Genomic DNA, 13,304 nt, shown 5'->3' with positions numbered 1-13,304 from the left:
CGAGCTTGCTCGAAAAGTATTGGGACACCATTGAAGCAAAAAGTACAATTTGTACATTTATCGCACCACCGATAAAGAGGTGTTTTTCGCTGAAAGATAAAAAGACAATCCTCTTACAAAATAGAAGATTGTCGCATGAGTGTCTATTTTACTATTTAAACGTCAGGTAGTGCATCTTAACCATATAGCATAGCTGGCTCACGAACCGTTTGTAAATAATCTGCCAATTTCCCTGCAAATACTTTCTCTAAATACGGTAATTGCGCTAGGCAATGAGGCGTCATTAATGCTGGGTTTTGATATATTTTTAGCCCTCCCACCTTTAGTAGCGTCGCTACAAACTGGGAACAAAAATAAGCACGCTCACGTCTCACTTCCTTTTGCATCACCACACCAAAAAGTCCGATAAAATTATATTTATAGCGATCTCGATTCCAGTACATATAACGGACAATTTTCATCATGTCTAAATATTGATAATGTGATATACGACAGCGATAAATAACACAATCCGCACACTCAAATAGCCCTCTTTCTGCATCCTCTCGTAAAAAGCCCCCACTTAACGGATTGTTCAATTGCCTTCGACCAAAGCTATACATTTCAAATAGCCCCTCATCAAAGGCTATGGATGCATGATTCATCTCCTTACCCGTATACATGCCGATCGCTTTTGATAATAACGTCCCTGTTTTGGTTAATACTATGTAAATCGTATGTGCCATATCTTCACCTACTTCAATATTCTCTCTCCTACTACCAATACGTTTTAAATCTTCAAATGGTTTCGTGAATTTCCTTTTTTTATAATTATACACAGCGAATCTTAAATATTTCCTAGTAGAACCTGAAGATTTTCTTAAGATTTGATAGGCTGAAAGTGTTTTTAGAATTGGATTATGACGATGAAAGGATGTTGATTTTTTTACTACCTTTATTTATATGAGCCTAATTGTAGTGTTATGTGTGAAGGGGTCGTGAAAATTTTTTCTAAGAGAAGGAATCTATTTCTCCTTTTAATTAAAAGACGCTACTCACGTCCTGTTGTTGAAAAAAGGTGATGTCAACGGCAGAAAAAGTAATTTTGAAAGGCAAGGGGTTGATTTCCGTTCCGCCAGCGTCCTTTCCAGGGGGCGTCCCATGAGCCGCTTCACTCACTTTCGTTCGCTCCAGGGTCTCATCTGTGATGCTAAAAACCCTAGGAGTGACACTGGCTCCACTCCAATCAACCCTTCTGCAAAAGTGTCTTTACTTTTTTCATCCTAGCATAGCAATCAAATAGTCCAATATCTGTATTCTTAGGAGGATAGGATTTTTATTTTCAATGTGGAGAAGTGATGAGTGACAACACCCCTCCATAAAGAGGAATGAAAACCTTTGCTAAAAAAACATTTTTGTGGGTTGGGGTGAAAGGCTACTTGACTACCATGGGATAACGAGACAGGCAAGCCACTAAACAGAGGAAGCTGCTCTACGCTCGCCCACAGGAAAGCAAGTAGCCTGCAATGGAAACCACTTTCACTTTTCACAAAAATGCTATGGATGGTTTTGTTTTTCAACACTATGACGCTACTCAATATTGAGTAGTGTTCACTGAGTAATCATGCATTTAAATCCGTTATGGCTGGGACATTAATTTCTTTTACACAGGAGACTGCTGATAGATTAATTACACATTGCACAAGAGAGACAATATCTTGTACGGGGATTCGTGTACCTTCATATAAATGAATGGCTTTTTCCGCTCCTTCTTCATAGGGTACTTCTGCTGCCAGTTCACCAGGATTAATGCATGTGACAGAAATTTTATCTTTCCTTAAATGTTCACGTAGTGCATTTGTAATGCCCCTTACGCCGAATTTAGATGTGACAAATGAAACTTGTGCATTGTTTGTGTGATCTAAGCCTGCTGTAGATCCAATTAAAATAACCTTTCCCTGCTTCGCTTGTCTTAAGTTGGGTAAAAGTGCCTGAATATATGTAATAGTAGAAGTTAGATTGATATTGATTAATTTCGAAATATCCTCTACTTCATCCTTATCAAATGTATAATCATCTTCAAAACCACGCTTTTCCCATACACCCACATTATAAATTAATACATCGAGCGGAATGCCTTGTAACACTTCTTTTAAAGTGGAAATTTGTTGTTGACTAGACAGATCAATGGATAACCAGTGACGATTTACTCCATCATTTAGCTCTAAACTATTGGGTCTCGTTCGTGCTACCATCCATACTGTATCTCCTTTGACAGGTAACCCCTTAACAAATGCATCTCCCAATCCTTGGCTAGCTCCAAAGATAATAAAATTCCTACTCATATTACCATCCTTTCTCATGACAAAATGTAATGAAAACCTGTAGCTTGTTGCCGATCAATATATCCTTAAGTGAAAGGAATTTCTCACTTTCAAAATTATCGCTACTAACTGAAAAGAATGAATAACTTTCACCTTATTTGATCTTAACGTATTTAATGCTATTAATCTCTTTTTATCACTTGAACTTGCCACTGTCTCTTTTACGATTGTCGTATGAAAATTATTGTGAAGAGAACCTAAAGTAGTTGCAGTTACACAGCATATTTTTAGAAAAATTAACCTTATTTTACTTTTCATCAATCTCTACTTTACATTTGTTAGTCATTACCAATAAAATTTATTGGATTAAACATGCTCTCATTTTGTGGGTAGTGGTTAAAGCAGGTGAATGCTGAAAAGAAAGCTTTTATACAATTACGTTCGTTTCATTTTTTAGTGAATCACCTACCTGTCTTTGCGAATAGTTTTGAGAATAAAAAAACTCCCGAATTAACTGCAACAAGAAGCCATCGGATGTTGAAAAAATAACAACACCAGATGGCTTCTTCGTTTACAGTTTATTCATTGTCCCAAATCGGATAATATGACTCGTAGATTGGGTAGCTATAATAAGGTGGTCTTACGCCAATGGTTGGTGTTAACCAGGTGTCATTCAAATAATGGATCTCAAGTGTAGACGCTTCATTTTCTAATAATCGCGTAACTTCTGGGAAAAATTCAACCTCCATTTTCAGTCCTCCTGTTTCCTTCACGGCTTGTTTGGATGTTTAACACAAAAAGCTAAGCTTTCATAGTATATGTTGAAAAGGAGGGATTGGTTATTACTAATCCGAATGACAAGGACTATCGTGAATTATTAGCACAAATCCACTTTTATCAAAAGTGGTTTGAGGACAATAAAAAGGAAGATCCATACCCGCAATATCCTGTCTATGGAAAGATTACGCAATATAAAGAAGTGCCACTGACTCAACCTGAACAAAGACAATTACGCCAACCGGGATTGGAAAGCTTAATGGTTCCTAAGCCCATCATAGAAAACCCTCATTATAAAGGGAGTGGTAAATTAAAGGGAAAAGTTGCGCTTATTACTGGGGGTGATAGCGGGATGGGTGCAGCTGCTGCCATTGCCTTTGCGAAAGAAGAGGCCGATGTGGCCATTGCTTATTTAGATGAGCATGAAGATGCGCTAAGAACGAAAAAAAGAGTTGAAGAATTAGGACAAAAATGTCTGCTGCTTCCTGGAGATCTTCGCTTTAAAAAACAATGTGTAGACATTGTTTCGTAAATAAGGGAGAGCGGCTTTTGTCGTATAGAAGTGAGCATATACATTTAATTTAAAGGTTTCATCAAACTGTTCATCCGTGATGTCTGTCAGCTCATTTTGCTGAAATTGAATCCCAACATGGTTACATAAAATATCCAACTGACCAAAAGTGTTCATCGTTTCGAACAGTTGGAGATACAGCATGAGGCTCCATTGATCGCCGTTTCCGATGATGAGAAGGTGAGATTATTTGCACGAAATGAAGCACAAAATGAAATTACAGAGGTAACTTTAGATATTGATGGTAAGCGGAAAAATTTTGACTGGACAATCCCTGATACAGGAACTAAACCTCAGTTATTCTATACAGATCTGACAAATGATCATAAGGAAGAGGCTGCTATTATTATCCAAACTGGACGAGGGACAGGCCTCAATCACTATGAGATTCATGTGGTAAATGGAGAGGATTTATCGGAGATGAATGTCCAACATTATGAAGACATCGTTGCACATACTATTGAATCAACGATTACGAAAAAAGATGATGGCACATTAGCGATTACGATGAAAGCACAGGGAAAAGAATCTACATTTGATTATGACTTTGATCCAGCACCAGATATCAAGCAAGCGCAACTTGCTTTCGGTGGTGTGGTTATTTATACAGTAGAAAATCAAAAAATAATGTTAAACATCCCTGGATCGATTGGCATCTCACCTATTTATGTAGCCGATGTTCGTAGTACCTATCAATTTAATCGTACTAACAATGAGTTTCTTGTTGAGCAAATTGATGTGAAACCTATCGAGAAATAAAGCCGCCAAAAGCTGACCACTCCTGTCATCAGCTTTTGGCTTTTTCGTCGTAGACGTAAGCCTAGGCATTGTGTAAATGTTTATTCATTAGCTCTTCGACTTGTGTTTTTAACGCTTGATTGGCATAGCGTAGTACCTCATCATTGCCTGCGGTAGCCACCTGCACATCACTAAAATAATCATCAATTCGATGCCAGCCAACTAATCGTATTTTTTGTTGGGCGAGCTGACGTTTTAATTGAAAATAATCTTTGTGTAGCTGCTTTAATAAAGCATCCATAGCAGGTAAAAATACACGCTTCATCTTAAAATGCTCCGCCACTGTTAGATCGTGCTGTAAGGATTTCACAGCTAAATCAAGCAGCAAATATTGATGTAATAATCGTCGTTGCTCTCCATTAATCACATCCATCATCTTCTATACGAGCAGCATAAATGTATCTTAACGGGATGTGCTTCGTTGTGGTAATGGTTTCTAGTAGCAGCTGGTCCTCGTTCATCGCTTGAATGGTACCTCCCCATTGCACATAGTTACCATGTTCCCATATAGTTAACATAATATAGTTATGCTGTGTGAATGCTTGTGTGATTATTTGCTGTAATTCTTCAAGCTCCCATTCAGCATGTTCCCGAGGCAACTCTGTCAACACCTCTTGTTTCCATGCCTTCAAAAGCATTAAATGCTCTGGTAGCATCATCGCTGTCCATTTCATCGTTCCTCTATCTCTTATCATTTTTTCCACTCCTTATGCTAAATGCCCGCCCACTAAGCGATTCCGTGAAATAGCTGTACCAGCGCTGGTATAGGAGGCTGCGCGTAATAAGGCCACCACTCCATATTTTCTACGAATCGCATCCATGACATGACCAATGACCTGTCGCTGGTCCTTACGCTCATCAAATAAATCAAGCTGAATACTACGCTCTGGCTCTAAGTTTGTCAGTCTAACAGATAATTGACGCGCTGGCTCACCCGCAAAATGCTCATCTAGTAAGTCCAGACAAGTCTGATACATAACAAGGGTCTCATTGGTTGGACTTTCGATGGTTCTTGAGCGATGGAACCCCTTCGTCATCGCATTGCGACTGTAAGAGAGCCCCAAGCTAACAGTCCGCCCGACATAGCCTGCTTCCCGTGTACGTCGCATCACATCCTCACACATTTCTAGGAGTACAACTGCAATATCCTTTCGTGTGTGATAATCCTTCATGAGCATTTGGCCCTTCCCAAAGCTTAATGCCGCATTGTTCACCAATGGCTCACCTAATGTGGAGAGATCAATGCCCCATGCATGGTAATAGTATTGATTACCCATAATACCAAAGCGCTTTTCTAATTCGGCTAAATCGGCATGGGCTAATCCACCGACTGTTTGAATGCCCATCGCATTTAAATTGGCTGCCATCTGTTTCCCAATCCCCCACATATCAGATAAAGGACGCACTGGCCAAAGCTTTGTTGGGACATCGGCATAGGTCCATTTGGCAAAGCCTGTTTTTTTTGCCTCTAAATCTAATGCTAATTTAGCCATCAACATGTTTGGTCCCATGCCAATAGCGGACGGAATGCGAAACTTTTCATAGATGTCTTCCTGAATCAATTTGGCTACCTGCTCAGGCGAACCCCAAAGTTGCTCCGTACCTGTTAGATCTATAAAGCTTTCATCCACACTATAAACATGGATCGCCTCTGGAGGGACATATTGTGCAATCAGACGCGTAATGGCCATGGACATCTCTAGAAAAAAGGACATTTTTGGTTCAAACAACTTAATATCTGGATGTTTGGGAATTTCATAACGTCGATTATGTGGGTGGTTTTTCTGATAACTATTTTCGTAAAGAAAATTCTCAATATTAAGATTGTTTTACCGGTATTTATGACATAAAATTAATTTATCTCATAATTATATTTTTAGAGATTAATATTTCCAGGAACATTTTAATACTTTTAAGAGTTTTCAAATTGGAAGAAGCCTATTAGATTTTTAAGGAGGGGGAAAAATATGGATCGCAATTATGAGAGTATTAAATTTAGTGTAAAAAAAGCAAGTGTAGATTTAGATTTGGACTATAAAGTGGAATATGCAACTATAGTTGTGGAAGATACAAAAACTAACTTTTTTAAAGTGCACCCTGTTACAAATTTTATTAAACACCGCTATGGAAAAACAGATCACAATTACAATACACAAAAAAGAGCTGCAGACGTCGTTGTACAGTTCTTAAATTGGTTGATTATTGATAACTATGAAATCTACAAATTAAACTCCTTAAAAGATCTAACCCTTTCGCATGGTATTGACTTTTTAACACATCTAAAAACAACTAAGTACAAGAAAAACAAAGATGAAAAAGGTAGATATAGATCTAGAGGAACATTAGAACACGCTGATATGTATCTAAAATACTTCTTCAAATTCTTAAAAGATAAAAAAATTATTCAAGGTCAGTTGGCAGAAATTATTGATGATAATACATACAAATTAAAAAATAACAAAGAAACAATCGGTTCTATCTTTATTGGAAATGGATTTTCACTACCAGCTAAAAATGTAACAAGATATGAATTAAGACTAGAGCATTTCCCTCACAATAGATTAATTACTTTATTATTGGAAGTAGCAGATTCAGTGGCACCAGAAATTGCATTTGGTATTTATCTTCAAATATTTGGAGGATTGCGTAGAGGTGAAGTGGTAAATGTTTTAAGAAGTGACCTACGTGAGATTGGTCCTAACGGAGAGTTTGGCTTATCTGTTAGGATAGGATACAAACCTTATTTATGGGAGAGGCTGAACGATATTTCATCCTGTTCAGTAAAAAGGGATACCAAAATATTCCCAATACAACCAATTCAAGTTATACCAAGCCTCTCGATAACATTATTAAAAAATCTAAAAAGTAGATTGGAAACTTTACAAAAAATTAATAAACATAATGCGTTATTTATTGATAACGAAGGTAATCCAATGAGTGGTGATACATATGATGCAAGGTTTAAAAAAGTTAAAGAACAATTTTTAAAAACTGTAAAAAAAGAAATGCCAGCTTATTACTCAATTTTATCAACTAATTCCTGGAACACTCATATCGGTCGTCGTATCTATACAAATATGATGGCAAAGGTAGTTAATGGACCATCTGAATTGGCCCTTCTTCGAGGAGATAAGAATCTGGCATCCGCACTTGCCTATATGAGTAAAGAAGCTATTCTTCATGAAATCCAAGATGGCTTGCAAGAAATGTATCAAGAGAGTATTAATTCATGTGATGATTTGGATGTGGAAACAGTAAATTTATCACAAAAATACTGTGAAGGAATAGTAGAATCATTTTCCAGAAAGGATGTTTTAACTTTTGGATAGAAAACTAATGCAAAAAGAAGTTGTAGATTTAACAGGCTTTAGTCCAGATAAAGTTAAAAGATTAGCTGAGCTAAAAGTAATCGAATTTGATGGTAAACATTATAACGAAGGTACCGTAAAGCAATATATGAATTATGAACTAAAAATATTGAATGATTGTTGCGATTTAAATGAATTTATAACAATAGTAGGAATACCTAAATATACTGGACTCCATAATATCGAATTGCATTTCCCTGATGAGTTTCCCCTTCTTAATATAATAAAACTAACTTCCCCTATTAATGGGAAATACGTTTATATTACTAAAAATTCAGCTATCGATTTTAAGGTTACTTTGGATAGAAAAAGGGCAATATTCAAAACCCATATTTCTACAAATAACCTTAATAGAAAATATGGATTAGGATTTAAAAGATTAAAATATTATACAGAGATTAGAAAACTTAATCCAATAAATGCGCCTACTGGATTTAAAGAGCAAGGTTTATACTTTCCAATAGAAGAAGTAGAAACAGTTGTAGCTGAGGAAAAAAAATTTCTAGAACGACACTATTCAGTTAGTGATGTAAAAAAATTACTTGGTTATTCAGAAGGTAGTACATCTTCAATTATGGAATTAGTTAAAGCAGGCTATTTAAAATTTCACAAAACAGATTTCGGATTGGAAAGTAATGGTGTTAGCTCTAATAAATCATGGATAACCAAAGACTCTCTTCACTTATTTATAGAGTCTTTGGAAAATGACTACATTAAACTAGACTATATAGTTGACGAATTAAAACTTACACGCAATTACTTAAAAAATAAATTCTCAGTTGAAGACAAACTTATTATTAGTAAACAGACATATGTAAAGAAAGATAATGCATTACAATTTATAAAGAAATACTATTTAGATAGTATTCCTAATTTAGATAGTACCCCCGATTTAGATATTATTCCCGAAAGCTGCTTTCCCTATGAAGAACAAAATTATTATATTTTTAAAAGTATTAATAAACTCTCCTTAAGAAGAGAAAAAAGTTTATATAGCCTATTACAAAAATCTGAATATAAAAACTTATTTAAAGATTTTGTTGAACCTAACGACACTGAAGGATATTGGAAAATTAATAAAAAAGAAGTAGATGACTATTTAGAAATGATCAACGATTTAAGAAGAAAATATTATACACGCCCCGAACTACTAGATAAATTAAATCTACAGAAAACTTTTAGATATATCCCAATAACTGCTATTGAAATGCCTTTATATATGAAATTTTTCACAAACTTAACTGGGGAATACTTATATGATAAGCAAGATACTTTACGTTTTTTAGAGAAAAAGGAATTATTTTCACTCGTTTTCGAGCAATTACATCTTGAATTAAGCGATTATATTAAAAATTATATAGAGGTAAGAGATATGCCTGTACATCTAGAGAAAACTGTAGAACTATTAAAATCTTTTGCAGAAAAGTCTCTATCTTCAAAACAAGCTAATCCTGATACCTCAGAAAAATATAAACGACAGTACTTATTATCGATTGAATATTTAATTAATTACAATCTAAAAAAAGAACTTTTTAACTATGACAATGCAGAAGTCCAATTATTAATCAATAATTGTCCAACAACAAGTCGAAAAATCTACATTTGGGAAATTTTGCTTTTTATAAAAAACGAAAGGTTATGTAAATATTCACTTGAAGAATTGCCTAACCCAAGAATAAAACGCTCTTATAAAGAAAATGAAAAGATTAGTTTTGAGGATTGGATTAATATATACAATTATTGCTTAAAACTCGATAATCACTTAAATCACGCTATTGTTGATAAACAGTATGCAAATTTATGGTTATTCATAATGATCCTTTTAACTAACGCTTGGAGACCTAGCGATGTATTTCGCATTCCCCCTATTCAACCCGAACTAATTGGAGTGCCAAATATAGAATGGTTTAAAATTTATAAACTTACTAAACCTCAGGCTCAAAAAATTATTAATATCATCAGAAGTTATAACTTAGTTACAGCCAAAAATGGCATGCCTAGAGATTTCACATGTAACCTTGATCTAGTTATACCTATGGTAACTGCATTGTGTATTTGTGAATTTCATAGACGTAAAAATAATTCCTCATCAATAATTGATTTTACTAGCGAAACCAAAAAGAAAAATAGGATTCGAGCAAGTCAGTTTAACTTATTTTTCAAGAAAAGTGATGATTTAAAACACATCAAATTTTCGCCATTAATTGCTAATCGTTCACTTATGGAACATCTTTTCTATTCTATACAAGAAAAAAAGGGGAAAGGTAATTCAGCATTTGAATTGGTTATGAAACTTCGCAAACATAAAACTGAGGTAACAAAAGAATATATCGGCTATGGTGAGAACCAAATTTCAATTCATTTATTTAACCGAGGTGAATTTGGCTTTTTATACGAACAATTAATAGAACTTTTAACAGAAGTTAAAGAAAGTTCATTACAAGAAAGAACAACAGAAATTTCATATGTAAAACAATTTTTTGAACCATTTGAAGTTGAAAATCTTTTTAACTTCTTTTCAAAAGTAATGAGTGAGCAAGAACAAAATTTAATGGACCAACTTTTATCTTTATCACCCGATGATGCATTAGAGCATATACGAAATATGTATCTAGGACAAATGCCAGCAAAAAATCCAAACACTCAATGTCTAATTTATCCTAATTGTCATAGACCTTCAAACCAATATAGCTGTAATCAGTGTCTATTTGCTGTTCATAATGTTTATGCCTTAACTTCAATCTTTAATGAATTTGAAGATAGTATACAGAGGTATAAAAACTCAAACAAAAAAGGCGTAAAACAAAGAGAACAAAACACCATAATAAAAATCCAAAACCTCCTTATAAAAACAATAGAAAAATTTGGAGAGGATTATGTATTTAGTTTTTACGATGGTGGAGAAAATTTATTCACGCAAAAATTAGCGCTTTTAGAGGAGTGAGCAAATTTGTCGCAAATTATCGCAAAATCCGACAATTACGATGATATAGAGGAATATTCAGATGATGAATTTATAACTAACCAATCCATAGAAATAGCTAAAGAAATAATTGTAGAGTTAAAAATTAATCATGTTCTAATCAACGGAGAATTTGATGAAGATAATTGGACATTGGTAGATAACAAGGAAATAAACATTCAGAAATATTTCACTTTTAACGATATTACTGACTCTGTAATAAAAATTAAAGTTAAATGCTGGATTTTAAATTATTTACTAAAAATAAAACCAAGTTCAGGCGCAATTTATTTACATAATTTAAAAGAGTTTTTAACAATCACCAATAATTTATTACTTCAAGATATCGAAGAGATTGAATTTTCTTTAAATAATTTAGATTCCTCAATCCGACACCCTATTTTGTTATCCGGTGTAAATTTCATTGACTATATATACAGTAGTAGAAACGCGGATTCCTATATTGAATTATTTTTAAACCAATTACGTTTATTGTCCGCAAAGTTTACTCGTTCTTATAACACAAGAGACTTACCTCCATTTAAGGACATTATCAGATTTAGTTATATACTTACATCATACGCTAGAATATGGGATGCAAAGCACGAATTGAAGTTTTCACCAGTTTTGATATGGTGGAAATTAACTTCGATTATACCAATGAGACCTTCTGAATTTTGTTCAATTAAAAGAAACTGTCTGTCTGTCAAAGGGAATTCCTATTACATAACATTGCCTAGACAAAAACAAAAAGCCACAACAAAAACTTTTGAGGTAATTGATACATTACCAATATCTCAAGAAATTTACAACCTTATACAAAGGTACCTTATTATATCTGAACCTTTTGGTGAAACCAGTACACTTATCTCTGCTTCAGTCTATCGAAGTACTATGATACAGTTTCCATCACAAGTCAGAAAAAGAAAATTTAATCCAAATTATTTTGTTCTATATATGTTAAATAATCTATTAAATTCATTTTATAACGAGGTCATAAATGCAACTTTTAGTCTTGAACCAATAAAAAAAATAAACTGGATTAAAAAGAAATATAATAAAAAAATGAATATCGATCAAGAATTAAATGAATTTATTACTGATAAACAGATTATAAAAATACAACCCAATGATACCAGACACTATGCCATTTGCAGTATGATGATTCAAGGTTTTAATCCACTTACTATTGCACGGATGGCGGGTCATCAACATTTAGAATCTCAATATCATTATCAAAAACACATTGAATTTTTTATTGATTCTAATGCATATGGGACAATTATAGAAAATCGGTTAATAAATAAAAATGATACTGGTAGCTTCGACTCCACTCTAGCCATAAAAGATATTGTTCTTAAATCACTTGCACCTGAAGAATTATTTGACTTCAAAGATGAGGTTGAAATCGGCTTTTGTACAGACAAATTAAAAAGATGCGAATCTAGAATTTGCCTTCTCTGCTCAAAAAATTGGATTCCCCGTGAAGAAATAGAAAAAAATCTCAAGGAGATTATTGAACTAAAAACGGGATTAAAGAAGAAACTTAAAAATAGATCCGATACACTTAAAAGAATTTACAAAGACATCAAAGTAGAATATAAAAATTGTAGGATTAGCCCTATCGACCTGGAGGAATTGGCCAGAGAATCCAAGTTAACGATAGGTGATATCCATGATTATGCCACGCTTATTACAAATATCTTTAAAGAGAAAGAGTGAAATTAATGATTAAAACAAGAAATCCCAAAGGAGCCGGAAGGAAAAGAAAATATGATAATCCAGAAGAACAAACTAGATTAAAGAACTTAGTTTATCTGTATAGAGAAAAACATCCTTCTGGAATAATCAAAATGGCCGATATGGTAAGATTCTCTGAGGAAATGAATAAGATAAATCCAGATGAATTTCCAACAATATACAAGAAAGATGTTTGGTCTACTTGGGGAAAGGAATTCATTAAAATAGCAAATGAACCAATTACTATAAAAATTGAGTCGGAAACAGGTTTAAAGATTGAAATACCCAACTTTTCTGACATTGTCGAAAAATATTCTCATGATAAAACTAAATTATTAGAACATCTTTTACCTTCTGAGAATTTTTTGCATGAATCTTTAGCTAAGAATATCAGTTTAGCCGAACGAAATAGTGAATTGGAACACCATATTATTTCATTAAAGCTTAATGTAAATGAACTTGAGGAAACCATAAAGAAATATCAAAAAATGAATTTAGAGATGGCACATCATAGTGGTATAGACAAATATAGAAAAAAATATGGGTTAGTAAACCAAATATCAACTTCAGAAAATCTTGATGCTTTTGATAATTTAGATAACCTTCATTCTTTCCTCGAACCTAAGTCAGAGCAAAATAATAATTCTATAAAAGATGATGTTAAAGACACTGACATTAACAAAAAAGACAATATTGTATTAGCAAACTGGAAAAGATTAAGAAATTAATCATATTCTTAATACGAAAAATAAGACCCTGTTTCAAGTAAGTTGAAACAAGGGTCT

The 13,304-nt window shown here is 33.8% G+C and carries 10 protein-coding genes and 3 pseudogenes; 6 read left to right on the top strand and 7 right to left on the bottom strand.

Going from position 1 to position 13,304, the window contains the following annotated elements:
• Positions 1–176 precede the first annotated feature (176 nt).
• From ACMGGO_RS09290 to ACMGGO_RS09280, 3 genes are all read right to left on the bottom strand, one after another.
• Positions 177–725, bottom strand: coding sequence for a hypothetical protein (locus tag ACMGGO_RS09290; protein WP_036076496.1), 549 nt, complete (start codon positions 723–725; stop codon positions 177–179).
• An 876-nt stretch (positions 726–1,601) separates the two neighbouring features.
• Positions 1,602–2,324, bottom strand: a complete 723-nt coding sequence (locus tag ACMGGO_RS09285) for an SDR family NAD(P)-dependent oxidoreductase (RefSeq protein ID WP_066037249.1) — start codon at positions 2,322–2,324, stop codon at positions 1,602–1,604.
• Positions 2,325–2,881: 557 nt separating this feature from the next.
• Entirely contained in the window at positions 2,882–3,052 is a 171-nt protein-coding gene (locus ACMGGO_RS09280; protein ID WP_167444824.1) for a hypothetical protein, read from the bottom strand.
• A 137-nt stretch (positions 3,053–3,189) separates the two neighbouring features.
• On the opposite strand from ACMGGO_RS09280, the pseudogene ACMGGO_RS09275 reads away from it, so the two are divergent.
• A pseudogene (locus ACMGGO_RS09275) lies at positions 3,190–3,606 on the top strand (SDR family NAD(P)-dependent oxidoreductase); the annotation flags it as partial.
• Here the strand turns inward: ACMGGO_RS09275 and ACMGGO_RS09270 are convergent.
• A pseudogene (locus ACMGGO_RS09270) lies at positions 3,607–3,774 on the bottom strand (SDR family oxidoreductase); the annotation flags it as partial.
• A gap of 30 nt (positions 3,775–3,804) precedes the next feature.
• Here ACMGGO_RS09270 and ACMGGO_RS09265 point away from each other — a divergent pair.
• Positions 3,805–4,410 carry a hypothetical protein gene (locus ACMGGO_RS09265; protein WP_420281821.1) on the top strand — a complete coding sequence of 202 codons (606 nt, stop codon included), beginning with the start codon at positions 3,805–3,807 and terminating at the stop codon, positions 4,408–4,410.
• Positions 4,411–4,471: 61 nt separating this feature from the next.
• Here the strand turns inward: ACMGGO_RS09265 and ACMGGO_RS09260 are convergent, their stop codons facing one another.
• The 3 genes and pseudogenes from ACMGGO_RS09260 to ACMGGO_RS09250 all read right to left on the bottom strand — a co-directional run.
• Positions 4,472–4,825 (bottom strand): hypothetical protein, encoded by a 354-nt coding sequence (locus ACMGGO_RS09260; RefSeq protein ID WP_009370358.1) that lies wholly within the window; start codon positions 4,823–4,825, stop codon positions 4,472–4,474.
• Positions 4,809–5,144: a YolD-like family protein gene (locus ACMGGO_RS09255; protein WP_009370357.1), complete on the bottom strand. Its 336-nt coding sequence runs from the start codon at positions 5,142–5,144 to the stop codon at positions 4,809–4,811. The genes ACMGGO_RS09260 and ACMGGO_RS09255 overlap by 17 nt, the downstream gene beginning before the upstream one ends.
• A 12-nt stretch (positions 5,145–5,156) precedes the next feature.
• Positions 5,157–6,218, bottom strand: a pseudogene (locus tag ACMGGO_RS09250) (DNA polymerase thumb domain-containing protein); the annotation flags it as partial.
• Between the two features lie 198 nt (positions 6,219–6,416).
• Here ACMGGO_RS09250 and ACMGGO_RS09245 point away from each other — a divergent pair.
• Genes ACMGGO_RS09245 through ACMGGO_RS09230 form a run of 4 tightly spaced genes read left to right on the top strand, consistent with a single transcriptional unit; the run spans position 6,417 to position 13,247 of the window.
• On the top strand, positions 6,417–7,778 hold the full coding sequence (locus tag ACMGGO_RS09245; protein ID WP_094878436.1) for a hypothetical protein: 1,362 nt from the start codon (positions 6,417–6,419) through the stop codon (positions 7,776–7,778).
• Entirely contained in the window at positions 7,771–10,761 is a 2,991-nt protein-coding gene (locus tag ACMGGO_RS09240) for a hypothetical protein (RefSeq protein WP_094878435.1), read from the top strand. Before ACMGGO_RS09245 ends, ACMGGO_RS09240 begins: the two co-directional genes overlap by 8 nt.
• 6 nt (positions 10,762–10,767) lie before the next feature.
• Positions 10,768–12,501: a tyrosine-type recombinase/integrase gene (locus ACMGGO_RS09235; RefSeq protein WP_094878434.1), complete on the top strand. Its 1,734-nt coding sequence runs from the start codon at positions 10,768–10,770 to the stop codon at positions 12,499–12,501.
• 5 nt (positions 12,502–12,506) lie between these two features.
• Positions 12,507–13,247, top strand: a complete 741-nt coding sequence (locus ACMGGO_RS09230; protein WP_094878433.1) for a hypothetical protein — start codon at positions 12,507–12,509, stop codon at positions 13,245–13,247.
• Positions 13,248–13,304 lie beyond the last annotated feature (57 nt).

The organism is Lysinibacillus sp. BNK-21, assembly GCF_048684915.1.
In the GTDB taxonomy this organism is placed as follows: domain Bacteria; phylum Bacillota; class Bacilli; order Bacillales_A; family Planococcaceae; genus Lysinibacillus; species Lysinibacillus capsici.
This window is presented reverse-complemented; position numbering and strand designations above follow the sequence as displayed.

Coding starts and splice junctions, on each gene's coding strand:
- ACMGGO_RS09290 (WP_036076496.1), bottom strand. CDS start 725: ATGGCACATACGATTTACATAGTATTAACCAAAACAGGGACGTTATTA.
- ACMGGO_RS09285 (WP_066037249.1), bottom strand. CDS start 2,324: ATGAGTAGGAATTTTATTATCTTTGGAGCTAGCCAAGGATTGGGAGAT.
- ACMGGO_RS09280 (WP_167444824.1), bottom strand. CDS start 3,052: ATGGAGGTTGAATTTTTCCCAGAAGTTACGCGATTATTAGAAAATGAA.
- ACMGGO_RS09260 (WP_009370358.1), bottom strand. CDS start 4,825: ATGATGGATGTGATTAATGGAGAGCAACGACGATTATTACATCAATAT.
- ACMGGO_RS09255 (WP_009370357.1), bottom strand. CDS start 5,144: ATGATAAGAGATAGAGGAACGATGAAATGGACAGCGATGATGCTACCA.
- ACMGGO_RS09245 (WP_094878436.1), top strand. CDS start 6,417: ATGGATCGCAATTATGAGAGTATTAAATTTAGTGTAAAAAAAGCAAGT.
- ACMGGO_RS09230 (WP_094878433.1), top strand. CDS start 12,507: ATGATTAAAACAAGAAATCCCAAAGGAGCCGGAAGGAAAAGAAAATAT.